General features: G+C 66.8%; 29 protein-coding genes. 23 read left to right on the top strand and 6 right to left on the bottom strand.

The features are described from left to right. Positions 1 to 72 precede the first annotated feature (72 nt). Complete coding sequence (locus ACGTNG_RS14485) at positions 73 to 450, top strand: CidA/LrgA family protein (protein WP_394797232.1); 378 nt, start codon at positions 73 to 75, stop codon at positions 448 to 450. Beyond that, entirely contained in the window at positions 447 to 1178 is a 732-nt protein-coding gene (locus ACGTNG_RS14480) for an LrgB family protein (protein ID WP_394797231.1), read from the top strand. Before ACGTNG_RS14485 ends, ACGTNG_RS14480 begins: the two co-directional genes overlap by 4 nt. A gap of 11 nt (positions 1179 to 1189) precedes the next feature. Here ACGTNG_RS14480 and ACGTNG_RS14475 read toward each other — a convergent pair whose 3' ends face one another. Continuing rightward, positions 1190 to 1546, bottom strand: a complete 357-nt coding sequence (locus tag ACGTNG_RS14475; protein ID WP_394797230.1) for a hypothetical protein — start codon at positions 1544 to 1546, stop codon at positions 1190 to 1192. Between the two features lie 205 nt (positions 1547 to 1751). Between ACGTNG_RS14475 and ACGTNG_RS14470 the strand changes: the two genes are divergently transcribed. The 5 genes from ACGTNG_RS14470 (at position 1752) to ACGTNG_RS14450 (ending at position 6332) form a co-directional block, all read left to right on the top strand. Further along, positions 1752 to 1925 carry a DUF2970 domain-containing protein gene (locus ACGTNG_RS14470; protein ID WP_394797229.1) on the top strand — a complete coding sequence of 58 codons (174 nt, stop codon included), beginning with the start codon at positions 1752 to 1754 and terminating at the stop codon, positions 1923 to 1925. A 115-nt stretch (positions 1926 to 2040) separates the two neighbouring features. Further along, the gene (gene coxB, locus ACGTNG_RS14465; RefSeq protein ID WP_394797228.1) at positions 2041 to 3168 is read left to right on the top strand and encodes a cytochrome c oxidase subunit II; all 1128 of its coding nucleotides are present in this window, start codon (positions 2041 to 2043) and stop codon (positions 3166 to 3168) included. Between the two features lie 46 nt (positions 3169 to 3214). Continuing rightward, positions 3215 to 4846, top strand: a complete 1632-nt coding sequence (gene ctaD, locus ACGTNG_RS14460) for a cytochrome c oxidase subunit I (protein WP_394797227.1) — start codon at positions 3215 to 3217, stop codon at positions 4844 to 4846. A gap of 29 nt (positions 4847 to 4875) precedes the next feature. Then, positions 4876 to 5472: a cytochrome c oxidase assembly protein gene (locus tag ACGTNG_RS14455; protein ID WP_394797226.1), complete on the top strand. Its 597-nt coding sequence runs from the start codon at positions 4876 to 4878 to the stop codon at positions 5470 to 5472. Then, positions 5469 to 6332 (top strand): cytochrome c oxidase subunit 3, encoded by an 864-nt coding sequence (locus ACGTNG_RS14450; RefSeq protein ID WP_394797225.1) that lies wholly within the window; start codon positions 5469 to 5471, stop codon positions 6330 to 6332. Before ACGTNG_RS14455 ends, ACGTNG_RS14450 begins: the two co-directional genes overlap by 4 nt. 5 nt (positions 6333 to 6337) lie before the next feature. Here the strand turns inward: ACGTNG_RS14450 and ACGTNG_RS14445 are convergent, their stop codons facing one another. After that, a complete protein-coding gene (locus ACGTNG_RS14445; RefSeq protein ID WP_394797224.1) occupies positions 6338 to 6532 on the bottom strand; it encodes a DUF2909 family protein in 195 nt (64 codons plus the stop codon). On the opposite strand from ACGTNG_RS14445, the gene ACGTNG_RS14440 reads away from it, so the two are divergent. From ACGTNG_RS14440 to cyoE, 4 genes are read left to right on the top strand one after another with little or no spacing between them, the layout of a single operon-like run. Next, positions 6522 to 7274, top strand: a complete 753-nt coding sequence (locus tag ACGTNG_RS14440) for an SURF1 family protein (protein WP_394797223.1) — start codon at positions 6522 to 6524, stop codon at positions 7272 to 7274. The genes ACGTNG_RS14445 and ACGTNG_RS14440 overlap by 11 nt on opposite strands. After that, positions 7271 to 7900 (top strand): redox-active disulfide-containing membrane protein, encoded by a 630-nt coding sequence (locus tag ACGTNG_RS14435; RefSeq protein WP_394797222.1) that lies wholly within the window; start codon positions 7271 to 7273, stop codon positions 7898 to 7900. Before ACGTNG_RS14440 ends, ACGTNG_RS14435 begins: the two co-directional genes overlap by 4 nt. After that, entirely contained in the window at positions 7887 to 8969 is a 1083-nt protein-coding gene (locus ACGTNG_RS14430; protein WP_394797221.1) for a COX15/CtaA family protein, read from the top strand. The genes ACGTNG_RS14435 and ACGTNG_RS14430 overlap by 14 nt, the downstream gene beginning before the upstream one ends. Next, positions 8962 to 9882, top strand: a complete 921-nt coding sequence (gene cyoE, locus ACGTNG_RS14425; RefSeq protein WP_394797220.1) for a heme o synthase — start codon at positions 8962 to 8964, stop codon at positions 9880 to 9882. Before ACGTNG_RS14430 ends, cyoE begins: the two co-directional genes overlap by 8 nt. A 109-nt stretch (positions 9883 to 9991) precedes the next feature. On the opposite strand, the gene ACGTNG_RS14420 is transcribed toward cyoE, so the two are convergent. Beyond that, positions 9992 to 11449 (bottom strand): SLC13 family permease, encoded by a 1458-nt coding sequence (locus ACGTNG_RS14420; protein ID WP_394797219.1) that lies wholly within the window; start codon positions 11447 to 11449, stop codon positions 9992 to 9994. Positions 11450 to 11633: 184 nt separating this feature from the next. Here ACGTNG_RS14420 and ACGTNG_RS14415 point away from each other — a divergent pair, with 184 nt between their 5' ends. From ACGTNG_RS14415 to ihfA, 9 genes are all read left to right on the top strand, one after another. After that, positions 11634 to 12101 (top strand): DUF2489 domain-containing protein, encoded by a 468-nt coding sequence (locus ACGTNG_RS14415; protein WP_394797218.1) that lies wholly within the window; start codon positions 11634 to 11636, stop codon positions 12099 to 12101. Between the two features lie 281 nt (positions 12102 to 12382). After that, complete coding sequence (locus ACGTNG_RS14410) at positions 12383 to 13198, top strand: OmpA family protein (protein WP_394797217.1); 816 nt, start codon at positions 12383 to 12385, stop codon at positions 13196 to 13198. Positions 13199 to 13426: 228 nt separating this feature from the next. Then, positions 13427 to 15325, top strand: a complete 1899-nt coding sequence (gene thrS, locus ACGTNG_RS14405; protein WP_394797216.1) for a threonine--tRNA ligase — start codon at positions 13427 to 13429, stop codon at positions 15323 to 15325. Positions 15326 to 15358: 33 nt separating this feature from the next. Next, on the top strand, positions 15359 to 15898 hold the full coding sequence (infC, locus tag ACGTNG_RS14400; protein ID WP_394797525.1) for a translation initiation factor IF-3: 540 nt from the start codon (positions 15359 to 15361) through the stop codon (positions 15896 to 15898). An 87-nt stretch (positions 15899 to 15985) separates the two neighbouring features. Then, the gene (rpmI, locus tag ACGTNG_RS14395) at positions 15986 to 16180 is read left to right on the top strand and encodes a 50S ribosomal protein L35 (RefSeq protein ID WP_089848836.1); all 195 of its coding nucleotides are present in this window, start codon (positions 15986 to 15988) and stop codon (positions 16178 to 16180) included. 37 nt (positions 16181 to 16217) lie between these two features. Continuing rightward, on the top strand, positions 16218 to 16571 hold the full coding sequence (gene rplT / locus ACGTNG_RS14390; protein WP_021817421.1) for a 50S ribosomal protein L20: 354 nt from the start codon (positions 16218 to 16220) through the stop codon (positions 16569 to 16571). A gap of 127 nt (positions 16572 to 16698) precedes the next feature. Further along, positions 16699 to 17718 carry a phenylalanine--tRNA ligase subunit alpha gene (pheS, locus tag ACGTNG_RS14385; protein ID WP_394797215.1) on the top strand — a complete coding sequence of 340 codons (1020 nt, stop codon included), beginning with the start codon at positions 16699 to 16701 and terminating at the stop codon, positions 17716 to 17718. 34 nt (positions 17719 to 17752) lie between these two features. Continuing rightward, positions 17753 to 20131 (top strand): phenylalanine--tRNA ligase subunit beta, encoded by a 2379-nt coding sequence (gene pheT / locus ACGTNG_RS14380; RefSeq protein WP_394797214.1) that lies wholly within the window; start codon positions 17753 to 17755, stop codon positions 20129 to 20131. Positions 20132 to 20211: 80 nt separating this feature from the next. Then, a complete protein-coding gene (ihfA, locus tag ACGTNG_RS14375; RefSeq protein ID WP_108446744.1) occupies positions 20212 to 20514 on the top strand; it encodes an integration host factor subunit alpha in 303 nt (100 codons plus the stop codon). 83 nt (positions 20515 to 20597) lie between these two features. Here ihfA and ACGTNG_RS14370 read toward each other — a convergent pair whose 3' ends face one another. Continuing rightward, complete coding sequence (locus ACGTNG_RS14370) at positions 20598 to 20807, bottom strand: DUF2788 domain-containing protein (protein WP_394797213.1); 210 nt, start codon at positions 20805 to 20807, stop codon at positions 20598 to 20600. 134 nt (positions 20808 to 20941) lie between these two features. Between ACGTNG_RS14370 and ACGTNG_RS14365 the strand changes: the two genes are divergently transcribed. Further along, on the top strand, positions 20942 to 21406 hold the full coding sequence (locus ACGTNG_RS14365; RefSeq protein WP_394797212.1) for a flavodoxin: 465 nt from the start codon (positions 20942 to 20944) through the stop codon (positions 21404 to 21406). A gap of 1 nt (position 21407) precedes the next feature. Further along, positions 21408 to 21776 carry a hypothetical protein gene (locus tag ACGTNG_RS14360; RefSeq protein ID WP_394797211.1) on the top strand — a complete coding sequence of 123 codons (369 nt, stop codon included), beginning with the start codon at positions 21408 to 21410 and terminating at the stop codon, positions 21774 to 21776. A 120-nt stretch (positions 21777 to 21896) separates the two neighbouring features. Here the strand turns inward: ACGTNG_RS14360 and ppnN are convergent, their stop codons facing one another. Then, positions 21897 to 23258, bottom strand: a complete 1362-nt coding sequence (ppnN, locus tag ACGTNG_RS14355; RefSeq protein ID WP_394797210.1) for a nucleotide 5'-monophosphate nucleosidase PpnN — start codon at positions 23256 to 23258, stop codon at positions 21897 to 21899. A 141-nt stretch (positions 23259 to 23399) separates the two neighbouring features. On the opposite strand from ppnN, the gene ACGTNG_RS14350 reads away from it, so the two are divergent. Then, positions 23400 to 24308, top strand: a complete 909-nt coding sequence (locus ACGTNG_RS14350) for a LysR family transcriptional regulator (RefSeq protein WP_394797209.1) — start codon at positions 23400 to 23402, stop codon at positions 24306 to 24308. Positions 24309 to 24513: 205 nt separating this feature from the next. On the opposite strand, the gene ACGTNG_RS14345 is transcribed toward ACGTNG_RS14350, so the two are convergent. Then, a partial coding sequence (locus ACGTNG_RS14345; protein WP_394797208.1) for a hypothetical protein occupies positions 24514 to 24735 on the bottom strand: 222 nt, incomplete at its 5' end.

Raw genomic sequence — 24735 nt, 5'->3', positions numbered from 1 at the left:
GGATCACGCAGGTTCTGTCACACTATCGGCAACGAGGAAGGGCTCCCCGGGAGCCGCAAAAAGGAAGACACGATGCCGCTGATCATGGGAATGAGCATGCTCCTGGCGTGCCAGTTCGCGGGGGAGCTGTTGGCGAAGGGCTTGCTGTTGCCGATACCGGGGCCGGTGATCGGCATGGTGATCCTGCTGGTGGCGCTGCTGGTGCGCGGCAAGGTGCCTTCATGCCTGCGCCTGGCGGGGGAGGGGCTGCTGCGCTATCTGACGCTGCTGTTCGTGCCCGCCGGGGTCGGGCTGATGGTGCATTTCGAGCTGATCGGTGCGGACCTGTTGCCGATCGCAGTGACCCTGGTGGTGTCCACGGCGGTGACGCTCACCGTGACGGCCTGGGTTCTCGAACGCCTGCAGCGCCGCAACGCCGCGCACGGCGGTCGGGCAGAGGAGGACGCATGAACCTCGCCTCCTTCGATCAGCTGTGGGTCTATCTTTCCGGCAATCCGCTGCTCTCTCTGCTGGCCACGCTGCTGGTCTTCGCCCTGGCGGTCAGGATCAATCGCGCCGTGGGCGGCACGCCGCTGTTGCATCCGGTCACCCTGGCCATCGCGATGCTGATCGTGCTGCTGCTGCTGGTGGATATGGACTATGCCACCTACTTCGAGGGGGCTCAGTTCATCCACTTCCTGCTGGGGCCGGCCACGGTGGCCCTGGCGATCCCCCTGTATGACCATCGCCAGCGCGTCTACCGTCTGCTGTGGCCGCTGTTGCTGGCCTGTGGGGCGGGGGTGCTCACGGCGGTAACGACGACGCTCGGGCTCGCCATGCTGCTCGGCGCCGATACCAAGACGCTGCTGTCGCTGGCCCCCCGCTCGGTGACGTCGCCGATCGCCATGGGCATCGCCGAGCAGATCGGCGGCATTCCCTCGCTGGCGGCCGGCCTGGTGCTGCTGACCGGCTCCATCGGCTGCGCCCTGGGCCCCTGGATCCTGCGGCTGTTGCGCATCACCGACCCGGCCGTTCAGGGCTTCACCATGGGGCTCGCGGCACACGGTTTCGGCACCGCTCACGCCTTCGCGCGGATGGGCGCCGTCGCTGGCGCCTTCTCAGGCTTGGCCATGGGGCTCTCGGGGCTGGTGACGGCCTTCCTGCTGCCGCTGATCACCGGCCTTCTCGGCGTGGGATGAGCCTCGCGCCGTCAGAGCTCTTCCCAGACGCGGCGCCGGAAGTCGTGTGACAGCTCTGCGGCCTTCTTCATGCGATCCATCTGCGCATCGGTGAGCTCCGAGATCAACGCCTGGTAGCGCTGCTGCATCTCGGCCGGAGTCTGCGGGGGCTCGCCTTCGAAGGATTCGGCGATCTTCTGGCCGCTCTCGGCGAGGGTCTTGAGAAACTGGGCCTCGAACTGCATGGCCTCGGCCATGCTCTGCATCCAGGCCAGCTGCATGCGCGCCATGGGCGTCACGCCCTGACTCCACTGCTTCTGCCACCACTCCATCATCGGTTCCGCGGCGGCCAGCGCCGGATTGGTCGCGGTGTCATCGTGCTGGGTCATGATTGGTCTCCTCCAGGCGGGCGGATGGTAGGCCACGTCGTGTCTGCGGGCTCTTGGAGTATAGAAGACTATCCGGCGATGGTGCGTTGCAGCGAAGCTCGCCTGCGGCCTTTTTTCGGTGCCAGCGTGAAATGCCCTCACGCCTGTTCGCGCGCATCTGAGCTAGGGTCAGAGGCAGGTCTCGACACGGCAGCGGAGAACGGTGATGTGGCAGGCGATCAAGTCGGTGTTGGCAGCCTTTCTGGGCGTGCAGAAAGACGAGCGCCGCCGTGAAGATTTTCGCTCCGAGCGACCCGGAACCTTCATCGTCGCGGGGGTGATCCTGGGGCTGCTGTTCGTGCTGCTGGTGGCCTTCGTGGCGGTGATGGCCGCGCGCTGATCGCAAGCGTTGACGCCCGCGTTTATCTCGCCGGGGTGGTATGCGTGAAGAACGGTTGCGCTCTTCTATACTCCTTCAAGCGCTGACTAATACAACAATGATCGAGGAGGCGCCGATGCGCTGGCTGCTTGTGTGGATGACGGGAGTGGGGAGCTTGGCAGCCCTGACCCCGATGGCGCTCGCCAACGGCTGGAACATGCCGGAGGGTGTCACCGCGGTGAGTCGCGATATCTACTCTCTGCACATGATCATCTTCTGGATCTGCGTGGTCATCGGGGTGATCGTCTTCGGGGCGATGTTCTATTCCCTCTTCCGGTACCGCCACTCGCGCGGCGCCAAGGCCGCCACCTTCCACGAGCACACCAGCGTGGAGGTCATCTGGACGGCGATACCGCTGTTGATCCTGGTGGCCATGGCGGTACCCGCCACCGCGACTCTCAAGACCATGTATGACCCCTCGGAAGCCGACCTCGATGTGATGGTCACCGGGCAGCAGTGGCGTTGGCGCTACGACTACCTGGGCGAGGATGTCGCCTTCACGTCCAACCTGAGCACGTCGCGCGAGCAGATCAGCGGCACCAGCGAGAAGGGCGAGAACTACCTGCTCGAGGTGGACGAGCCCCTGGTGCTGCCGGTGGGTCAGAAGGTGCGTCTGCTGTTGACCTCGGACGACGTCATTCACTCCTGGTGGGTGCCCGATCTCGCCGTCAAGCAGGATGCCGTGCCCGGCTTCGTCAACGAGAACTGGGTGCGCATCGACGAGCCCGGCATCTATCGCGGTCAGTGCGCCGAACTCTGTGGTCGGAACCACGGCTTCATGCCGGTGGTGGTCGAGGCCGTCGAGCCGGAGCGCTTCGAGGAATGGATGGCCCAGCGCAAGCAAGCGGCCCAGCAGGAGGCGATGAGCGCCGACCGCGAGTGGAGCCTGGATGAGCTGATGGCCCGCGGCGAGCAGACCTATGGCGCGGTATGTGCCGCCTGCCACCAGCCGGATGGCAGTGGCAGTCCGCCGGCTTTCCCGGCGCTGGCGGGCAACCAGGCGCTGCTGGGCGAGCGGGATCGCCACATCAGCACCGTGATCGATGGCGTGGCGGGCTCTGCCATGCCGGCGTTCCGCAACACGCTCAGCCCTGTCGAGATCGCCGCGGTGGTCACCTACGAGCGCAACGCCTGGGGTAACGAGGCCGGTGACGCCGTGCAACCGTCGGAGATCGCCGAGCGCCTCGCCGCCCAGGGCGAATGACCGGCTCTTCCGCTCCTCTTTCGTGACGGCCAACAGGAGATGTCCGATGGCTTCCCACCTGCCACCCAAGCCGACTCCGCAGTACAGCACAACCACCGCCGGTGGCATGGCCGAGGCCGGGCATGCTCGCCCACGCGGGCTGATGCGCTGGCTCTTGACCACCAACCACAAGGAGATCGGCACGCTCTACCTGCTCTTCTCCCTGACCATGTTCTTCATCGGCGGGATCTTCGCCCTGGTGGTGCGTGCCGAGCTGTTCCAGCCCGGCCTGCAGCTGGTGCAGCCCGAGTTCTTCAACCAGATGACCACCATGCACGGCCTGATCATGGTGTTCGGTGCGATCATGCCGGCCTTCGTTGGCCTGGCCAACTGGATGGTGCCGCTGCAGATCGGCGCCCCCGACATGGCCCTGCCGCGACTCAATAACTTCAGCTTCTGGCTGCTGCCGGTGGCCTTCCTGCTGCTGCTCTCGACCCTGCTCATGCCGGGGGGCGGGCCCAACTTCGGCTGGACCTTCTACGCGCCGCTCTCGACCACCTACGCGCCGCCCTCCACCAGCTTCTTCATCCTGTCGCTGCACCTTGCCGGCATCAGCTCGATCCTGGGGGCCATCAACATCATCGCGACCATCCTCAACCTGCGGGCGCCGGGGATGCGCATGATGGACATGCCGCTGTTCGTCTGGACCTGGCTGATCACCGCCTTCCTGCTGATCGCCGTGATGCCGGTGCTCGCCGGGGTGATCACCATGATGCTGATGGACATCAACTTCGGCACCAGCTTCTTCAATGCCGCCGGCGGCGGTGACCCGGTGCTGTTCCAGCACCTGTTCTGGTTCTTCGGGCACCCCGAGGTCTACATCATGATCCTGCCGGCGTTCGGCATCGTCTCGGCGATCATTCCGACCTTCTCTCGCAAGCGCCTGTTCGGCTACGCCTCCATGGTCTACGCCACGGCGGCCATCGCGATCCTCTCCTTCATGGTCTGGGCGCACCACATGTTCATCGTCGGCCTGCCACTGGTGGCCGAGCTGTTCTTCATGTACACCACCATGCTGATCGCGGTACCGACCGGCGTGAAGGTCTTCAACTGGGTGGCGACGATGTTCCGCGGCTCGATCAGCTTCGAACCGCCCATGCTGTTCGCCCTGGCCTTCGTGGTGCAGTTCACGGTCGGTGGTTTCTCGGGGCTGATGCTGGCCATCGCGCCAGCCGACTTCCAGTACCACGACACCTACTTCGTGGTGGCGCACTTCCACTACGTGCTGGTGCCCGGGGCGCTCTTCGCGATCCTCGCCGGGGCCTACTACTGGCTCCCCAAATGGACCGGCCACTATCCGCCGCTGCGCCTGTCGCAGTGGCACTTCTGGCTGTCGGTGATCGGCGTGAACCTGACCTTCTTCCCGATGCACTTCTCGGGGCTGGCCGGCATGCCGCGCCGCATTCCCGACTACGCACTGCAGTTCGCCGACTTCAACCTCGCCTCGAGTCTCGGTGGCTTCCTGTTCGGTGCCTCCCAGTTGCTCTTCGTGCTGGTGATCATCAAGTGCGTGCGCGGCGGTGAGAAGGCACCGGCCAAGGCCTGGGAGGGGGCCGAGGATCTTGAGTGGAGCGTGCCGAGCCCGGCGCCGCTGCACACCTTCGAGACGCCCCCGACGTTTCACCCCCGCGAGCATTGAGCGAGCCCGCACGGGCAGAGGAGGCAGCCATGAGCAGCCGTGATGAGCAGGCCGCGGGCCGAGAAGGGGTCAGGCGCACCGTGATGCGCACCCTGGTGGTGCTCGCCGGCATGTTCGTCTTCGCCTTCGCCCTGGTGCCGCTTTACGACGTCTTCTGCGATCTGACCGGCCTCAACGGCAAGACCAGCGCGCGAGCCCAGCCGCTGGTGGAGCAGGAGGTCGACGCCTCGCGAACCGTGACGGTGCAGTTCATTACCCGGGGCAGTCAGGGCCTGCCCTGGCATCTCGAGGTGGACACCCGCCAGATCCGCCTGCATCCCGGGCAGCGCGAGGAGGTGTTCTTCACCTTCCGCAACAACGGTGACGAGACGACCCGTGCTCGCGCGGTGCCCAGCGTTTCGCCGTCGGCGGCCTCGCTGCATCTGCGCAAGCTGACCTGCTTCTGCTTCCAGGAGCAGCAGCTGACGGCCGGCGAGCGGTTGAAGGCGCCCCTGGTCTTCCAGCTGACCCGGGATCTGCCTGCTGATATCAAGACGGTGACCCTGGTCTACACCCTCTATCCCGTTACGTCGACGCAGTCCGAGGTCGCGCTCCGTGGGCCGATCACAGAAGGAGATAGCGCATGAGTGGTGGCAGCTACTACGTACCCGAGTCCAGCAAGTGGCCGATCCTGGGATCGCTGTCGCTGGGGGCGATGATGATCGGCACGGGCACCCTGCTGGTGCACGGCCTGGCGGGGATGCCGGTGATGGTGGTCGGCCTGCTCGCCATCCTCGCGGTGATGACGCTGTGGTTTCGCGATGTCATCCGCGAGTCGCGGGGTGGGCTATACGATGCCCAGATGGATCGCTCCTTCCGCTGGGGAATGGGCTGGTTCATCTTCTCGGAGGTGATGTTCTTCGCGGCCTTCTTCGGCGCGCTCTTCTACGTGCGTACCTTCGCGCTGCCGTGGCTGGACGGGGAGGGCGCCAAGGGCGTGGCCTCGCTGCTGTGGCCCGATTTCACCGCGTCCTGGCCGCTGCTGAACCCGCCGGATGCGAGCATCGAGGGCCCGAGTGAGACCTTCAGCCCCTGGCATCTGCCGCTGGTCAACACCCTGATCCTGGTGAGCTCCAGCATTACGCTGACCATCGCCCACGAAGGTCTGAAGGAGGGTTTTCGCGACAGCGCCCGCTTCTGGCTCACCGTCACGGTGCTGCTGGGCCTCACCTTCATCACCGTTCAGGGGGTCGAGTACTACGAGGCCTATGCGCACTACGGGATCACCCTGCAGGCCGGGATCTACGGCGCGACCTTCTTCCTGCTCACCGGCTTTCACGGCCTGCACGTGATCATCGGCACCATCATCCTGGCGGTGATGCTATGGCGCGTGTATCGCGGGCACTTCACCGCCGATGATCACTTCGCCTTCGAGGCGGGGGCCTGGTACTGGCACTTCGTCGACGTGGTGTGGATCGGGCTCTTCACCTTCGTCTATGTCTTTTGAACCCCTCAGGCGCCGAGGTCGCCGAGATAGAAGCCGAAGAACAGCAGGGCCAGCAGCAGCGTCGCCAGGCCCACGCGCAGCTTGAGCGAGACCAGGACGCGGCGGGAGCGTCCCCCGTCCCGGATCAGGAAGCCGGCGCCCGCGGCGAGACTGATCACCATGGCGAGAAAGACGAGAGCAATCATTATCTTGAGTAACATTCACGGCTCCATGAAAGCGTCGGCAGCGAAGCGGCATCGTCGCCGACTTCCGGCGCGTCTGCTCGGCTGGTGGGGATTCTGGTCCTGCCTGGTGATGGCGGGTCTCGCTCTGGGACTATGGCAGTGGGAGCGGGCCGCCGACAAGCGCGAGTACCTGGCGCGCCTTGAGGCGGCGCCGCGACTGGAATCGCCGACCGAGACCCCGCCGCCCGGCGCCCGCGTCGTGCTGCGCGGGGAGTATCTGGCCGAGGAGACGCTGTTTCTCGATAACCGCACCCATGAGGGGCAGCTCGGCGTGGCGCCCCTCACGCCCTTTCGCGATCAGCAGGGCCAGCTCTGGCTCATCCAGCGGGGCTTCCTGGCGACCGGCCCGACCCGGGACGACCCGAGGGTCGAGACGCCCAATGGCAGGGTTCGACTGGAAGGGCGCTGGCAGGCGTCGGGCGATGCGGCGCCCCTCTATGGCCCCAATCGCGAGGGCAATCGCCTGCAGCGCATGGATCTCGCGGCCTGGCGTCTCGACGACCGCTTCGCCCATGACGGCTGGCTGCACCTCGAGCAGGGGCCTGGCCACCTCGCCTCCTGGTGGCAACCCAGCGTCGTGCCGCCGGCCCGCCACCTGGGCTACGCCGTCCAGTGGTGGGGGCTCGCCCTGGCTGCCCTGGTGATCATGCTGGTGGGCGCGCGTCGCCTCGCGCGGCCCGACTCGATCCCCTCCCCGAGCAAGGAGCCTTCCCGATGACCCATTCCGGACGCCAGCGCCTGAAGCTGCTGGCCTTCTTCGCGATCTTCGCGCTGCCCGTGGTGCTGGCCTGGGGCATGGTGCAGTGGCGCCTGGGCATCCCCGAGGGTCGCACCGCCCACGGCGAGCTTCAGCCCAAGCTGCCCAGGCTTGCGCAGTGGCCGCTGACGGCGGTGGAGAAGGACGGGGAGGGCGACTGGCTGCTGGTCTTCGACTGCGGCGAGGCCTGCGGCGAGGACGCCGATCGCTGGTGGCGGCTGCATCGCGCCCTGGGGCGCGAGGCCGACCGGGTCAGTCGCCTGCGGATCGGCGGCGACGGCACGCCGCTGCCCGGGGCCGCCGTGGCGGAGTGGACGGATGCGGCCGAGTGGCGCGGCGCTCATCGTCTGTGGATTCTCGATCCCGAGGGGCGCGCGGTGCTCGGCTACGGCCCCGGGGTGGCGGCCTCGGATGTCCTGACCGATCTGCGCCGCCTGCTGCGTCTCAATCCCGAGTCACCCCTGGCGAAGTATGCCACGGCCACCACGGAGACAGACCCGGCCCAGACGGCCCGGGAAACGACAGGCGCGGGCGACGCCGCAGTGAGCGAACCAGCCTCGGGAGACGCTGCCGATGGTCGGGGATGAGCGAGTCGAGCGCCTGGAGGCCCGCCGTCGCTGGCTGGTGAGGCTGAGTCTCGCGGGAGTGATCTTCACCGCCCTGGTGGTGCTGGTGGGCGCCTGGACGCGGCTGGTGGATGCGGGCCTCGGCTGCCCCGACTGGCCGGGCTGCTACGGTGCCCTGGTGGTGCCGGATGCCGATCGTGCCCTGGCTCACTCGCCGGCGGTGCCGCTGGAGTCGGCCAAGGCCTGGGTGGAGATGGTGCACCGCTATCTCGCCTCCCTGCTCGGGCTGCTGGTGATCACGCTGATCGTGCTGGGCGCTCGCTGGCGCCGCGCGGCGGGGTATCCATGGCGTACCAGCCTGGCGCTGCTCGGCGTGATCCTGATGCAGGGCGCCTTCGGTGCCTTCACCGTCACGCTGAAGCTGTGGCCCCAGGTGGTCACCCTGCACCTGCTGGGCGGGCTCAGCGTGATGGTGCTCTTCCTCTGGCTTCACCTGCGCCTGCGGCGCTTCCGGCCCGGCGAGCAGCAGCGCGGACGCCCGCGGCCGCTGACCCCTCTGTGGCGGGTGGCGCTGGTGATTCTCGTTGCCCAGCTGGCACTCGGCGGCTGGACCTCGAGCAACTATGCCGGGATCGCCTGTCAGGGCTTTCCCACCTGCAACGGTCAGTGGTGGCCGAGCCTGGACTGGAGCGAGGGGTTCCACCTGACCCAGACGGTGGGGCCCAACTACCTGCACGGGCAGCTGCATGCCGAGGCGCGCAGCGCCATCCAGGTCGGGCATCGGCTCGGCGCCCTGGCGCTCGGTCTCGGCCTGCTGCTGCTGGCCAAGCGTCATCGCCACGCGGCCGGGATGCGCCCCTGGCTGGCGTTGCTGATCGGTGCCTTCGTTGTGCAGCTGGGGCTGGGCATTGCCAACGTGCTGGCGTGGCTGCCGCTATGGCTTGCCTTGCTGCATACCGCCGGCGCGGTGGCGCTGGTGGCCGCCATGACGCTCGCCCTGTGGCACTGGCGCTGGTCGAGTGTGGCGCAGGGTGTCGCCGCAACGAAGGCGAAGGGTTCGGAAACGAAGAAGGAGTGGGCTCATGTCTGAGATCGTGATGGAACGTGCCGCGGTCGGTCCGCTCGCCGGCTGGAGCTGGCGGGATCTCTACACGCTGTGCAAGCCCCGGGTGGTAGCGGTGATGCTGGTCTGCACCCTGGTCGGCATGCTGCTGGCCGCACCGTTGCCTGGAGCCGCGGCGGTGATCTTCGGCCTGGCCGGAATCGGCCTCGCGGCCGGTGGCGCGGCGGCCTTCAACCACGTGGTCGATCGCCGCCTCGACGCCTTGATGCTGCGCACCGCGGGCCGTCCCCTGGCGACCCAGCGGTTGCCCACGGGGCTGGCGCTTGGCTGGGCGACGCTGCTCTCGGTCTGCGGCATCGGACTGCTGGCCTGGCAGGTCAACCCGCTCACGGCCTGGCTGACCCTGGGGTCGCTGATCGGCTATGCGCTGATCTATACCGCCTTCCTCAAGCATGCCACGCCCCAGAACATCGTGATTGGCGGGGTCGCCGGGGCGGCGCCACCGCTGCTCGGCTGGACGGCGGTCACCGGACAGCTCGGCCCCGAGCCGCTGCTGCTGATGCTGATCATCTTCGCCTGGACGCCGCCGCACTTCTGGGCGCTGGCGATCCACAAGCGCGACGAGTACGCCCGGGCCGGCGTGCCGATGCTGCCGGTCACCCACGGCGAGGCGTTCACGCGCCTGCAGGTCTGGCTCTATGGCTGGCTGACGGTGGCGGTCACGCTGCTGCCGTTCGCCATCGGCATGAGCGGGGCGCTCTATCTCGTCGGGGTGACGGCCCTCAACGCGCGCTTCATGGTCTGGAACTGGCGGGTCTGGCGCGGCCGGGATCCCAAGGCCCCGCTGGCGGCCTTCTGGTTCTCCATCCGCTATATCCTGGGCGTGTTCGGCGTGCTGCTGCTGGATCACTATGCCGAGGCCTGGATGCTCGCCGGCTGAGTCAGGCGGCGAGCCGTGCCGGAACGACACCAGCGCGGATGTCTGGAGCCCAGATGAAGAGAGCCCGGCCTGGCGGCCGGGCTCTCTGCGTGTCCAAGCGATTGATCTCTCACCAGAAGGCGAGGATCAGGAAGTAGGCCATCAGGGTCACGACCAGCGTGCTGATCAGGTTGAGCATGAAGCCGGCGTGGATCATCGACTGGATCTTCATGCGACCGGTGGCGAAGACGATGGCATTGGGCGGCGTGGCCACCGGCATCATGAAGGCGCAGCTGGCGGCGATCGCCGCGGGCACCGTGATCAACAGGGGGGAGATGTCCAGCGATAGGGCCAGGGCGCCGAGCAGGGGCAGGAAGGCGGCCGCGGTGGCGGTGTTGGAGGTCACTTCGGTGAGGAAGATGATCACCAGCACCACCACGCCGACCATCGCCAGCAGGGGAAAGGTTCCAAAGATGCCGAGCTGCTGGGCGATCCACTCCGCCAGCCCCGAGTGGCTGATGGCCCCGGCCAGTGCCAGCCCGCCCCCGAACAGCAGCAGGATGCCCCAGGGCAGCTCCTTGGCGGCGTCCCAGTCCATCAGGCGTGAGCCATCGTCGCGGCCCGCCGGCACCAGGAACAGGGCGATGCCGGCGATGATGGCGATGCCCGTGTCGGAGAGCCAGTCGATGCCGGCATCGTTGAGCAGCGGCCGCAGCATCCAGGTCATCGCCGCCAGCAGGAAGATGATGCCCACGCGGCGCTCGGGTGCCCCGATCCGGCCGAGCTTCGCCAGTTCGTCTCTCACCATGCCGGCACTGTCGTCACCGGCCTCAAGGTTGAAGTCGCGGCGCGTCAGCCACCACCAGGCGCAGACCATCATGGCCGCACTGATCGGCAGGCCGATCATCATCCACTGGGCGAAGCCCAGATCGATGCCACGGTCCTCGGCCAGGTAGCCGGCCAGCAGGGCATTGGGCGGGGTGCCGATCAGGGTCGCCACGCCCCCGATGCTGGCGGAGTAGGCGATCGCCAGCAGCAGGGCCGTGGCGTAGCGGTTGAGCTCTGCCGGGTCGGCGTCGTCCAGTAGGCTGATCACCGACATGCCGATGGGCAGCATCATGATGGCGGTGGCGGTATTGGAGACCCACATGCTGAGAAAGCCGGTGGCCAGCATGAAGCCGCCGATCTGGCGACGTGGCTGGTGGCCGACCACGCGCAGGACGTGCAGGGCGATGCGCCGGTGCAGGGCCCAGCGCTGCATGGCGATGCCGAGCAGGAAGCCGCCGAGGAAGAGGTAGATGATCGGGTTGGCGTAGCTGGCCGCGGTCTCCTTCATGTCGCCGATGCCCAGCGCCGGCACCAGGGCCAGCGGCAGCAGCGACGTGGCGGGGATCGGAATGGCCTCGGTCGACCACCAGGTGGCCATCAGCAGCGCCAGGCCGGCACAGGCCCAGGCCGGGTCGGACATGCCGGTGGGGGCCGGCGCAAGCAGGGTCAGCAGCACCCAGAGCGGGCCCAGCCACAGGCCGATCCGCGCTGAGAGAGATGGCCCCGAGGGCGTGGTCTGAGTGTCGTCGAGTGTGGGCATCGTCGTTCCATCGTTCCATGCACGGTGGGTGAAGGGGCAATTCTACCCAAGGCGCAGGCCGCCTGCCGACTCTTGCGGCATGCAGTTCGCGCTGCCTCGCCGGCCCGGAGCAGGGCGATTTCGGGCCCCGCCGGGCGGCGTGTAGAATGAAGGCCCCTGACACGAACCGATACGGGACAAGCCCATGAACTCGACCCTGGCCCTCATACTCCTCGGCCTGGGGCTGGCGATCATCGCCGGTCTCGGGGCTTATGCCTTCACGCTCTGGAAGGAAGTGCGCCGGCGTCGGACCTTCCGGGAAGAGGAGCTTCGGCGTGCCCATGACAACTGTCTGGAGAATCTCGAGATGGTGGCCTCGGCGCTGGCCCAGGAGCAGGTCGACATCACCGAGGGCTCCTGGCGCTGCAAGGTGCTGCTGGAGATTCTCGATCAGGACCTGACCAAGCGCCCCGATTTCCAGGCCTTCGACGAGGTTCACCGCCGTACCCAGCACCTGCATACCCATGCCGCCCGCAAGGCCTTGACGCCGAAGGCGCGGTTCCAGGAGGACCGTGAGCGTCTGGCGGTCGAGGATGAGATGCGCGAACCGGTGCTCAAGGCCGCGACGGCGGTGATCGAATTTCGTCGCGGATGGCCGGGCAGTCTGCACTGATTGTCAGCTACGTCGCGACGGCAGAGACACCCCGAGGCGAGGCCATCCAACGATTGCAACCGACCAGGCTCTGCGGCAAGCTTGGCCCTTCACGTTGACGGCTAATATGCATGGGATGCGCTAGCCGCCGTGCCTGGAACTGGCCGAGAAAGGCTTTACGTGCTTTCTTGGAGAGTGCAGGAAGCGGTTCGGGGGCCGTTTCCCTCGGTTCATTCCTCGGAACCCCCTGGCCATGGCACTGCTTGCCGTGCCGGGATGTAGTTAAGAAGAAGGAGTCTTGCATGAAAAAATCAACGACTGGTTTGTTGCTTGGTTCCGCGCTGGTGGTCGGGCTTTCCGGCTGTGCTAGCTCGGGGTCACAATCCTCCAGCATGGACAGCGGCGTGTCCTCTGACCGTGCCTGGTATCAATCTCCCTTCGTCTGCAGCCTCGCCGGCGGCCTGATCGGCGGCGGCATCGGCTACGCGACCAGCGGTGAGTCCGACGAGGACAGCGGTGCAGCCATCGGCGGCACCGCTGGCGCCGTGATCGGCGGCCTGCTTTGTGCCGAGCCCAACCGCACGCCCGTGGAGGCGCCGCGCGATACCGACGGCGATGGCGTCTACGATGCCGACGACCAGTGCCCGGGCACGCCGGCCGGCGTGGCCGTGGATGCCGTGGGTTGCCCGCTGGACTCCGATGGTGACGGCGTGCCGGACTATCAGGACCAGTGCCCGGGTACCCCGGCCGGTGCCGAGGTCAACGCCTTGGGCTGCGAGGAAGACCTGGTGCTGCGCGACGTCAACTTCGAGTTCGACTCTGCCGTCCTGACCATGGGCGCCGAGGACATTCTCGATAGTGTCGCCGAGAAGCTGCGTGCCAACGAGAGCGTTCGTGTACGCATCGAAGGCCACACCGATGCCGTGGGTAGCGACAGCTACAACCAGGACCTCTCCCAGCGTCGTGCCGACTCCGTCGCCGACTACCTGGCGAGCCAGGGCGTCTCGATGGATCGCATGCGCACCATCGGCTACGGCGAGACCCAGCCGGTGGCCAGCAACGAGACCGACGCTGGCCGCGCCGAGAACCGTCGCGTGGAGCTGGGTGAGTGGGAGTGATCCTGCCCTGACCCGATCCACCGCCCCGGTCCCCGGGGCGTGATGCGAGTACGAGAGAAGGCGCCTGCGGGCGCCTTCTTTCGTGTCACGGTGTCGTCCCCCTGGCCACTCCCCCCGTGGCGCCACCGGGGGCGCTTCTGCTAGGCTATGCGTCTTTCAGACCACGACCATTCGTCTGGCGACACGTGATCCCTGGTATGGATCACCACTGCGCACAAGGAAGCCTTCATGCCCATCGTGACCCTGCCCGACGGCAGTCAGAGAACCTTCGACGAACCCCTCAGCGTGATGCAGCTGGCCGAGAGTATCGGTCCCGGTCTCGCCAAGGCCTGTGTGGCCGGCAAGATCGACGGTGTTCAGGTGGATGCCGCCGATATCATCGATCACGACGCCGAGGTGGCGATCCTCACCGCTCGTGACGAGGAGGGCCTCGAGGTCATTCGCCACTCCTGTGCCCACCTGATCGGCCATGCCGTCAAGCAGCTCTATCCCGACGCCAAGATGGCCATCGGTCCGGTGATCGAGGACGGCTTCTATTACGATGTCGACTTCGGACGCTCGGTCACTCCCGAGGACCTCGAGACCATCGAGGCGCGCATGAAGGCGCTGATCGATCACGAGTACGACGTGGTGCGCGAGTATGTCGATCGCGATCATGCCATGCTGCAGTTCCTGCATCGCGACGAGCCCTACAAGCAGGAGCTGGTGCGCGGTATTCCCGAGGGAGAGACCATTCGTCTCTATCATCATGAGGAATACCTCGACATGTGCCGGGGCCCTCACGTGCCCAATACACGGCACCTCAAGGCGTTCAAGCTGACCAAGCTGGCCGGGGCCTACTGGCGCGGCAACGCCGAGAACCCCATGCTGACCCGTATCTACGGCACCGCCTGGGGGGACAAGAAACAGCTCAAGGCCTACCTCAAGCGCCTCGAGGAGGCCGAGAAGCGTGACCACCGCAAGCTGGCCAAGAAGATGGATCTCTTCCATCTCCAGGAAGAGGCCCCGGGGATGGTCTTCTGGCACCCCAACGGCTGGACGATCTACCAGGCGCTCGAGCAGTACATGCGCCGCGTGCAGATCGAGCACGGCTATCAGGAGATCAAGACGCCTCAGGTCGTCGATCTCTCGCTGTGGAAGGCCTCCGGTCACTGGGGGCACTACAGCGAGCTGATGTTCACCACGGAGTCGGAGAAGCGCGAGTACGCGGTCAAGCCGATGAACTGTCCTTGCCACGTGCAGGTGTTCAACCAGGGCCTGAAGAGCTATCGCGACCTCCCGCTGCGCCTCGCCGAGTTCGGCAGCTGCCATCGCAACGAGCCGTCCGGCTCGCTGCACGGCCTGATGCGGGTGCGCGGCTTCACCCAGGACGACGCGCACATCTTCTGCACCGAGGGGCAGATCCAGGCCGAGGCCGAGGCCTTCATCGCCCTGACCCTGCAGGTCTACAAGGAGCTCGGCTTCGACGACGTGGAACTCAAGCTCTCCACGCGCCCCGAGGGCTTCATGGGCGAGCCTGCCCTGTGGGATCGCGCCGAGGCGGGTCTCGAGGCGGCCCTGAACGCCACCGGTCTCGATTGGGAGCTGCAGCCGGGGGAGGGCGCCTTCTACGGGCCCAAGATCGAGTTCTCGCTGCGCGACTGCCTCAACCGTGTCTGGCAGTGTGGTACCCTGCAGCTCGACTTCAACCTGCCGGGTCGCCTGGGGGCGCAGTTCGTCGACGAGGATGGCGCGCGCAAGACGCCGGTCATGCTGCATCGCGCGATCCTCGGCTCCTTCGAACGCTTCCTGGGCATCCTGATCGAGCACTACGCCGGGGCCATGCCGCTGTGGCTGGCGCCGCAGCAGGCGGTGGTCATGACCATCACCGATGCTCAGCGTGATTACGCCGTTTCGCTGGTCGAACGGCTGCAGAAAGTCGGTCTGCGCGTCAAGTCGGACTTGAGGAACGAGAAGATCGGCTTTAAAATCCGTGAGCATACGTTGCAGAAGGTCCCCTATCTCCTGGTGGTGGGAGATAAGGAAGTCGAGTCCGACTCGGTGGCCCTGCGCACCCGCAGCGGCGAGAATCTCGGGACGATGACGGTAGACGCCTTCATCGAGCGGATTCAGACCGAACGGCAATAGCGACATCTTCCAAGCGATAGTGGAGACGGAACCATCAAGAGAAGCAACCCTAGAGGGCGCGTTCAGGATAAACGCCCCCCGATGAACGAGCGCATTACCGAGGATCAGGTTCGCCTGATCGACAGCGACGGCGAACAGCTGGGCGTCGTGCCCACCAGCGAGGCGCTGGAACGAGCCGAAGCGGCCGGAATGGACCTCGTACAGATTTCCAACGCCGATCCCATCGTCTGCAAGATCATGGATTACGGCAAGTTCGTCTTCGAGCAGAAGAAGCAGAAGTCTGCTCAGAAGAAGAAGACGAAGCAGATCCAGGTGAAGGAAGTGAAATTCCGGCCTGGCACCGACGAGGGTGACTATCAGGTCAAGATGAAGAACCTGATTCGATTCCTCGAAGGTGGCGACAAGGGCAAGGTCACCCTGCGTTTTCGCGGTCGTGAAATGGCGCACCAGGACATCGGCCGCAAGCTGATGGAACGGATTGCCAACGACCTCGAGGAGCTGGGTACCGTGGAGTCCTTCCCGAAGATGGAAGGGCGCCAGATGATCATGATCATTGCCCCCAAGAAGAAGTGATTCGACGGCCCGTCCAACGGCCGGAAGGCAAGAGTGCCTTCCGGCGGCCCCGAATTTTCTGAAAAAACCTCGAGCGGAGTTAGTCTCATGCCGAAGATCAAGAGCAACAGCGGCGCTGCCAAGCGCTTCAAGAAGACGGCCAACGGCTTCAAGCACAAGCAGTCGTTCCGTAGCCACATCCTGACCAAGAAGTCCACCAAGCGGAAGCGCCAGCTGCGTGGGATGAAGCAGATCCATGCCGCCGACAAGCCGCTCATCCAGCGGATGTTGCCGACTCTGTAACTTCCCGGGTGAACCCCTCTAACGTCAGGAGATAGCCATGACTCGCGTCAAGCGTGGTGTCGTCGCACGTCGTCGTCACAAGAAGATTCTCAAGCAGGCCAAGGGTTACTACGGTGCCCGTTCGCGCGTCTTCCGCGTCGCCAAGCAGGCCGTCATCAAGGCCGGCCAGTATGCTTACCGCGACCGTCGCCAGCGCAAGCGTCAGTTCCGTGCCCTTTGGATCCAGCGTATCAACGCCGGTGCCCGCCAGCACGGCCTGTCCTACAGCCGCTTCGTCGGTGGCCTGAAGAAGGCCGGTATCGAGATCGACCGCAAGGTGCTGGCCGATCTGGCCGTTCACGAGAAGGCTGCCTTTGCCGCCATCGTCGAGAAGGCCAAGGCTGCCCAGTAAGGGAGTCGACCCTGGCCGGTGAGCGGCTCGTGTCGCGCCGCCGGTCCGTGATCGTCGCAGGGGAAGAGCAGCCGCTCTTCCCCTGTTTTTTTGAAAGACTTCTTTGAAAGACTTCGGAGCTCAACGGATGGACCACCTTCCCACTCTGGTTGCCGAGGCCCGCGACGCCATCCACGCCGCCGAGAGCCTGGCCGCGCTGGACGAGCTGCGTGTCCGCTATCTCGGCAAGAAGGGCGAGATCACCGCCCTGCTCAAGGGGCTCGGCAAGCTGCCCGCGGAGGAGCGCCCGGCCGCCGGGGAGCGGATTAACCAGGCCAAGCAGGCGCTCGGCCAGGAACTCGACGAGCGCCGCCAGGCGCTGGAGAAGGCGGCGCTGGAAGCGCGCCTGGCCGCCGAGCGCCTGGACGTGACCCTGCCGGGGCGCGGCCAGCCCAGCGGCGGCCTGCACCCGGTGACCCTGACCCTGGAGCGCATCGAGGCGCTGTTCACGCGCATCGGCTATGACGTGGCGGTCGGTCCGGAGATCGAGGACGACTACCACAACTTCGAGGCCCTCAATATTCCCGCCCATCACCCGGCGCGGGGCATGGCCGATACCTTCTACTTCGACGCCACCCGGCTGCTGCGCACCCACACCTCGCCGGTGCAGGTGCGGACCATGAAGGAGGCCGAGCCGCCGATCCGCATCGTCTGCCCGGGCCGCGTCTATCGCAGCGACTCCGATCTGACCCACACCCCGATGTTCCATCAGGTCGAGGGCCTGCTGGTCGATGAGGACGTCAGCTTCGCCGACCTCAAGGGCACCATCCAGGACTTCCTGCACGCCTTCTTCGAGCGCGACGATCTCTCGGTGCGCTTCCGCCCCTCCTATTTCCCCTTCACCGAGCCCTCGGCCGAGGTCGATATCGAGTGCGTGATGTGCTCGGGCGACGGCTGCCGAGTCTGCTCGCACAGCGGCTGGCTGGAGGTGATGGGCTGCGGCATGGTGCACCCCGAGGTGTTCCGCCACTCCGGCATCGATACCGAGCGTTATACCGGTTTCGCCTTCGGCATGGGCGCCGAGCGCCTGGCCATGCTGCGCTACGGTGTCAACGACTTGCGGCTGTTCTTCGACAACGACCTGCGCTTCCTGCGCCAGTTCGCCTGATCGACCACCGGATACGCAGAACACAGGAGTTGTCATGAAATTTTCCGAACAGTGGCTGCGCGACTGGGTCTCGCCGGCTCTTTCCACTCAGGCGCTTGCCGATCAGATCACCATGGCCGGCCTCGAAGTCGATGCCGTGGAGCCCGTGGCCGCGACTTTCAGCGACGTGGTAGTCGCCCAGGTGGTGGCCAAGGCCCCGCACCCGGACGCCGACAAGCTCAACGTCTGCCAGGTCGACGACGGCAGCGGCGAGCGGGTGCAGGTGGTCTGCGGCGCGCCCAACGTGGCCGAGGGCCAGCGCGTGCCCTTCGCCCGGGTCGGCGCCGTGCTGCCCGGCGACTTCAAGATCAAGAAGGCCAAGCTGCGCGGCGTCGAGTCACGCGGCATGATCTGCTCCGCCTCCGAGCTCGGCCTCGCGGAGGAGACCTCCGAGGGCATCCTCGAGCTGCCGGCGGATGCGCCGGTGGGCGAGGACTTCCGCGGCTTCATGGGGCTGGACGACCACACCATCGAGGTCGACCTCACCCCCAACCGCGGCGACTGCCTGAGCCTGAAGGGCCTGGCCCGCGAGGTGGGGGTGCTCAACCGCCTGGCGGTCGAAGGGCCCGGGCTTTCCCCGGTGGCGCCCGTCCACGACGAGACCTTCCCGGTGCGCGTCGAGGATGGTGAGCGCTGCCCACGCTACCTCGGCCGCCTGATCAAGGGCGTCGACGTCACCGCCGAGACGCCGCTGTGGATGGTCGAGCGGCTGCGCCGCAGCGGCATCCGCGCCATCGACCCGGTGGTGGATGTCACCAACTACGTGATGCTCGAGCTCGGCCAGCCGCTGCACGCCTTCGACCGCGCCAACCTGCACGGCAGCGTGATCGTGCGGCTGGCACGGGAAGGCGAGCGCCTGGTACTGCTCGACGGCCAGGAGATCACGCTGTCTGACGACACCCTGGTGATCGCCGACGAGCGCGGCCCGCTGGCCATCGCCGGCATCATGGGCGGTGAGCACTCCGGCGTGTCGGCCGAGACCCGGGACATCTTCCTCGAGTCGGCCTTCTTCTCGCCGCTGGCCGTGGCCGGCCAGGGCCGTCGCTATGGCCTGCATACCGATGCCTCCCACCGCTTCGAGCGTGGCGTCGACCCGGCACTCGCCCGCGAGGCCGCCGAGCGCGCCACCGCGTTGCTGCTCGAGATCACCGGCGGCGAGCCGGGACCGCTGGTCGAGGTGGCAAGCGAGGCGCACCTGCCCGGCGCCCGCCAGACGACGCTGCGTGAGGCACGTCTCGAGCAGGCGCTCGGCAAGTCGCTGCCGGGTGACGAGGTCAGCGAGATCCTCGAGCGCCTGGGGCTTGGCGTCACGGCCATCGACGAGGGCTGGGCGGTGCAGGTGCCGAGCTGGCGGTTCGACATCGCCATCGAGGAGGACCTCATCGAGGAGGTGGCGCGGATCCACGGCTACAACCGGCTGCCGGTGCGTCGTCCCCAGCTGCGCCTGGCGCTGCGCCCGGCCGACGAGGCCCACACGCCGCTCGGCCGGCTGCGTCGCCAGATGGTCGCTCGCGGCTACCAGGAGGCGGTGACCTACAGCTTCGTCGCCCCGGACCTGCAGCAGGCGCTGCATCCCGAGGCCGTCTCGCCGGCGCTCGCCAACCCCATCTCCAGCGACCTGTCGGTGATGCGTGCGAGCCTCTTCCCGGGCCTGGTGCGTGCCTTGCAGCATAACCTGAACCGTCAGCAGAGTCGGGTACGGCTGTTCGAGACCGGCCTGGTGTTCCGCGGCGAGCTCGACCACCTGCACCAGCTGCCGATGCTCGGCGCGCTGGTCTGCGGCCCCCGTGAGCCCGAGGGCTGGTCCGGCGACAAGGCGGCGGTCGACTTCTTCGACCTCAAGGGCGACCTGGAGAGCCTGCTGGCCCTCGGCGAGCCCGAGGCCTGGCGCTTCGAGCCGGGTGAGCATCCGGCGCTTCACCCGGGGCAGTGCGCGCGCATCCTGCACCGTGGCGAGGAGGCCGGCTGGATCGGCACCCTGCACCCGGCGGTGCGCGCCAAGCTGGGCCTCAAGGTCGATGCGCTGCTCTTCGAGGTGCGCCTCGATGCGCTCACCCAGGGTCGGGTGCCGGCCTTCACGCCGCTGTCGCGCCATCCCGAGGTGCGTCGCGATCTGGCCTTCCTGGTCGATGCCGACCTGCCGGTGCAGTCGCTGCTGGACACCCTTCGCGGCCAGGCCGGCGAGTGGCTGGTGGACTCGCACCTGTTCGATGTCTATCAGGGCAAGGGCGTGCCGGAGGGGCGCAAGAGCGTGGCCCTGGGCTTGACCTGGCAGCATCCATCGCGCACGCTTAATGACGAGGAAATCAATCAGTTGGTTGATGCCATCGTCGCGGAATCGTACCAGCATCTGGGCGCCGAGCTGCGTTCATGACCACGTCGCGTGATACGGCGGCGCACGCAAGCGAGGCTCGCTCAAGCGATCGGCAGGACCAGCGCCACGAGGACGACAACATGGGTGCGTTGACCAAGGCGGAACTGGCCGAACATCTGCACGCCGAGCTTGGCCTCTCCAAGCGCGAGGCCAAGTCCATGGTGGAGGCCTTCTTCGAGGAGATCCGTGGCTGTCTGCGCGAAAACGAGCAGGTCAAGCTGTCGGGGTTCGGCAACTTCGATCTGCGCGACAAGCGCGAGCGCCCCGGTCGCAATCCGAAGACCGGCGAAGAGATTCCCATCTCCGCCCGGCGCGTCGTCACCTTCCGGCCCGGTCAGAAGCTCAAGAGCCAGGTCGAAGGGTACGAGGGCGAGGTTCACTGAAAGCGCCGATCGTCATGCAAGACGCCACTCCCCGGAGTGGCGTCTTTGCGCTGGCGCTCCGATGGCGCCGTGTAGGGCAAGGGCTAGACGCCGACGCCGCTCTCCAGTGTCCAGGTGATCACCACCTTCAGCACATAGCCCAGCATCCCGGCGCCCAGCACCACGAACAGCATGATGGTGCCGAAGCGTCCGGCCTGGGACTGCTTGGCCAGATCCCAGATGATGAAGCACATGAAGAGGATCAGGGCGCCGATCATGATCGGCGTGATCCAGGTCTCGAAGGCATGCCGCATGGTCTCTCCTAGCAGGAAGGGCGAATGTCCGACCATTATACTCGGACTCCTCGGCCAGGGCAGTCATCCCGGCGTGGCCCCATGCCGCACCCTCATGTTAATATCCGAGTGAAATTCTCAGGTAAATCCATGACATGCCCATGCTCAAGATCATCGTAGGCACCATGTATGGCGGCGCCCTGGACGTCGCCGAACAGGTCAAGCCGCTCTTCGAGGAGGCCGGCTATGAGGTGGCGATCTTCGACCAGCCGACCCTGGACGACCTCATCGGCACCCCCACCGACCTGGCGCTGTTCTGCGTCTCCACCACCGGCAGTGGCGATCTGCCCGGCAACATCGTGCCGTTCGCCCGGGCCCTCGAGGAACAGAGTCCCGGCCTCGGCAGCCTGCGCTACGGCCTGATCGCCCTGGGCGACAGTTCCTACGGGGACACCTTCTGTGGCGCGGGACGCTACCTCGACGAACTGCTCGAGGGACAGGGTGCCCAGCGGCTCGGTGAGCGCCTCGAAGTCGACGCCATGGAGACCTTCATGGCCGACGACGCCGCATTGCCCTGGGTCGAGGAGTGGATCGACGCCCAGCAGCTGAAGGTGGCCTGAGATGGGCGCCACACCGAGCGCGGAGCGCGTCAGCCTGCTGCTGGGGCTCGGCGTGCTCATGCTGGCGACCCTGCCGCGCTATCTGGCCGCCGGTCTCGAGACGCGCCAGTCGCTGATGCTGATGGCCCTCGCCGTGGTCGCCCTCGCGACCCTGGTGCAGTGGCGGATGCTCGGCGACGAGGCGCGCAAGCGCCTGCCGGGGCTGGTGCGGCGGCTGGTGCTCTGCCTGGGGATGGGGGCGGTCGGCATGACGGCCTGGCACGCCCTGACCAGCGACTTCTTCGGCTGGGAGCTGATCGCCTCTCACGGGGCTACCCTGGGCCTGCTGCTGCATGCGGTCTGGCTGTGGTGGCGTCCCGTGAGCGCCTAGCAACGGCCTCCGGCCACCTCGGCAGGTGGGCTCGCCATGCCGGTCGCGAGAGACAAGAAACCCGCCTTTTGGCGGGTTTCTTGTCGATGCCGTCATGAAATGAGCCAGCGGCGTTCGGCGCTAGCCCAGCGTGTAGCAGGGCACGTAATCGCCGGCGAGTTTCATGCGTCCCTGATCGACGAAGGAGGAGAGCAACTCGTCCAGGCGCGCCATCAGCTCCGGCTCGGCGTGCAGCCGGAAGGGGCCATGGGCCTCGATGGCGCGCAGGCCCTGCTCCTTGACGTTGCCGGCGACGATGCCCGAGAAGGCGCGGCGCAGGTTGGCGGCGAGCTCGTGCACCGGCTGCTCCCGGTGGAGCGCCAGGCTCGCCATGGCCTCGTGGGTGGGTGCGAAGGGCTCCTGGAAGTTGCGCGCCACGGTCAGGCGCCAGTTGTAGTAGAAGGCGTCCTGGCGGCTGCGGCGATACTCGGCAACGCGATCGATGTTCATGCGCATGGCGCGCGCCACCTCGACGGGATCGTCGACGATGATGCGGTAGTGCCGGCGTACCTCCTCGCCCAGGGTGTAGACCAGGAACTCGTCGATGCGCTTGAAGTAATCGGCGGCGCTCGCCGGGCCGGTGAAGATGACCGGCAGCTCCATGTCGGTGTTGTCCGGGTGGAGCAGGATTCCCAGCAGGTAGAGGATCTCCTCGGCGGTGCCCACGCCGCCGGGGAAGACCAGGATGCCGTGGCCCAGTCGCACGAAGGCCTCCAGGCGCTTCTCGATGTCGGGCATCACGACAAGCTCGTTGACGATGGGGTTGGGCGCCTCGGCGGCGATGATGCCCGGTTCCGAGACCCCCAGGTAGCGGCCCTGGCTGCGCCGCTGCTTGGCGTGGGCCACGTTGGCGCCCTTCATGGGCCCCTTCATGGCGCCGGGCCCGCAGCCGGTGCAGATGTCGAGCTCCCGAAGCCCCAGGTGGTAGCCCACCGACTTGGTGTAGTCGTACTCCTCGCGGGAGATCGAGTGCCCGCCCCAGCAGACCACCAGGCTCGGATCCCGGCCGGGCTTGAGGGTGCCGGCCTTTCTCAGGATATGGAACACCGCATTGGTGGTGCCTTCCGCAGTATTCAGGTCGAAGCGATGACGGGTCTGGATCTCGTTGTAGACGTAGACGATGTCGCGCAGAACCGCCGAGAGGTGCTCGCGGATGCCGCGGATCATCTTGCCGTCGACGAAGGCCTCGGCGGGGGCGTTGGTGATCTTCAGGCGTACGCCGCGATCCTGCTGCTGCACCTCGATATCGAAGTCCGGGTAGGTCTCGAGCAGGGCCAGGCCGTCATCGGTGAGGTTGCCGCAGTTGAGCACCGCCAGCGAACAGTTGCGCAGCAGGTCGTGCAGCCCGCTGCGGGAGGTATCGTGCAGCCGCTCGACCTCCTGCTGGGAGAGGATCTCGAGGCTGCCTTCCGGTGAGATGGTGGTGGAAATGGTGTCGGGCATCCGTGGCGTTCCCTGTCGTCATGGCCGGATTGGTCGTGCCTCGATGCTACCACGGCCGCCGTCGGGCGGGCAGCGCTGCGGCCCCGGCGGCGAGCTGGTAGAATCATCGCTGCCCGGCCATTGCCCTCGACGTGACATCCCATGTTCAACGCCCGCTATTTTCGCACCTTCATCACGCTGGTCGAGACCGGCAGCTTCACGCGTACCGCCCGGCGTCTCGAGATGACGCAGCCCGGCGTCAGCCAGCACGTCCGCAAGCTCGAGCAGTATCTCGGCAAGTCGCTGCTCGATCGCCAGGGGCGTCGCTTCGTGCTCACCGAGGCCGGTCGGCGCGCCTACGACTACGCGCTCAAGCTGTTCGCCGAGCACGAGCAGTTCCGTCACTCCCTGGACAACGACAGCCTGGACAGCGGCGAGTGCCGCCTCGCCTCGCCGGGCAGCGTCGGGCTGATGCTCTATCCGTTCATCCTCGGCCAGCAGCAGATGCAGCCGGGTCTCACGGTCAGCTACAGCTTCGCCTTCAACGGCGAGATCGTCGCCGACGTGCTCTCCGGGCGTCACGACCTCGGCATCGTCACCGACCCGGTGCGCCATCCGGAGCTCGACTGCGAGCCCTGGCACCAGGAGCCGCTCTGCCTGGTGGTGCCGGCGGATTTCGCCGGCAGCGGGCTGGGCGACCTGATGGCGCTCGGGGTGATCGACTATCCGGGCGGCGACGATCATGCCGGGGCGCTGCTGCGCGCCAATTTCCCCGATTTCCGCTCGATGAGCCACTTCCCGCGCCAGGGCTTCACCAACGAGGTGGGGATGGTGCTGGATGCGGTGGCGCGGGGCCTGGGTTTCGCCGTGGTCTCGCGGGTGGTGCTGGAGACCTCGCCCTGGCAGCGCCAGGTCAAGGCGCTCTCCCTGGCCCACGCCTCCCACGAGTACCTCTACCTGGTGAGTCGCGCCGGCGCGCACATGCCGCGCCGCTATGTGCGCCTGCTCGAGGGCTACCGCGAGCAGCGCCGCCACGAGCGCCTCGGCTATGGCGAGGCGATCGAGAGCTGACACGACGCCAGAGGGCTTCGATCGGAGAGAAGGGGATCGAGGCCATGACGTAAAGGGCCCCGCCGAAGCGGGGCCCTTTGCGTTACAGATCAGGCGTTGCAGATCAGGCGTTGGTGAACGAACGTTGGTGATCCGGCGTTGACGATCAGGCGGCGCCGGTTGGGCGCCGCCTCGACGGTTCGGCCGCGTCGTTCAATCGCGTCCTTCAGTCACGGTATTCGTCGATGCTCGGGCAGGAGCAGATCAGCTGCCGGTCGCCGAAGACGTTGTCGACGCGATTGACCGCCGGCCAGTACTTGGCCGCCCGGGTCGCCTCGGAGGGGAAGGCGCCGAGTTCACGGGAGTAGGGGCGCTCCCATTGTGCGTCCATCAGGTCGGCCATGGTGTGCGGGGCGTTGACCAGCGGGTTGTTCTCCGCCGGCCAGTC

The sequence above is a fragment of the Halomonas sp. B23F22_3 genome (genome assembly GCF_043496965.1).
Lineage (GTDB): Bacteria > Pseudomonadota > Gammaproteobacteria > Pseudomonadales > Halomonadaceae > Halomonas.
This window is presented reverse-complemented; position numbering and strand designations above follow the sequence as displayed.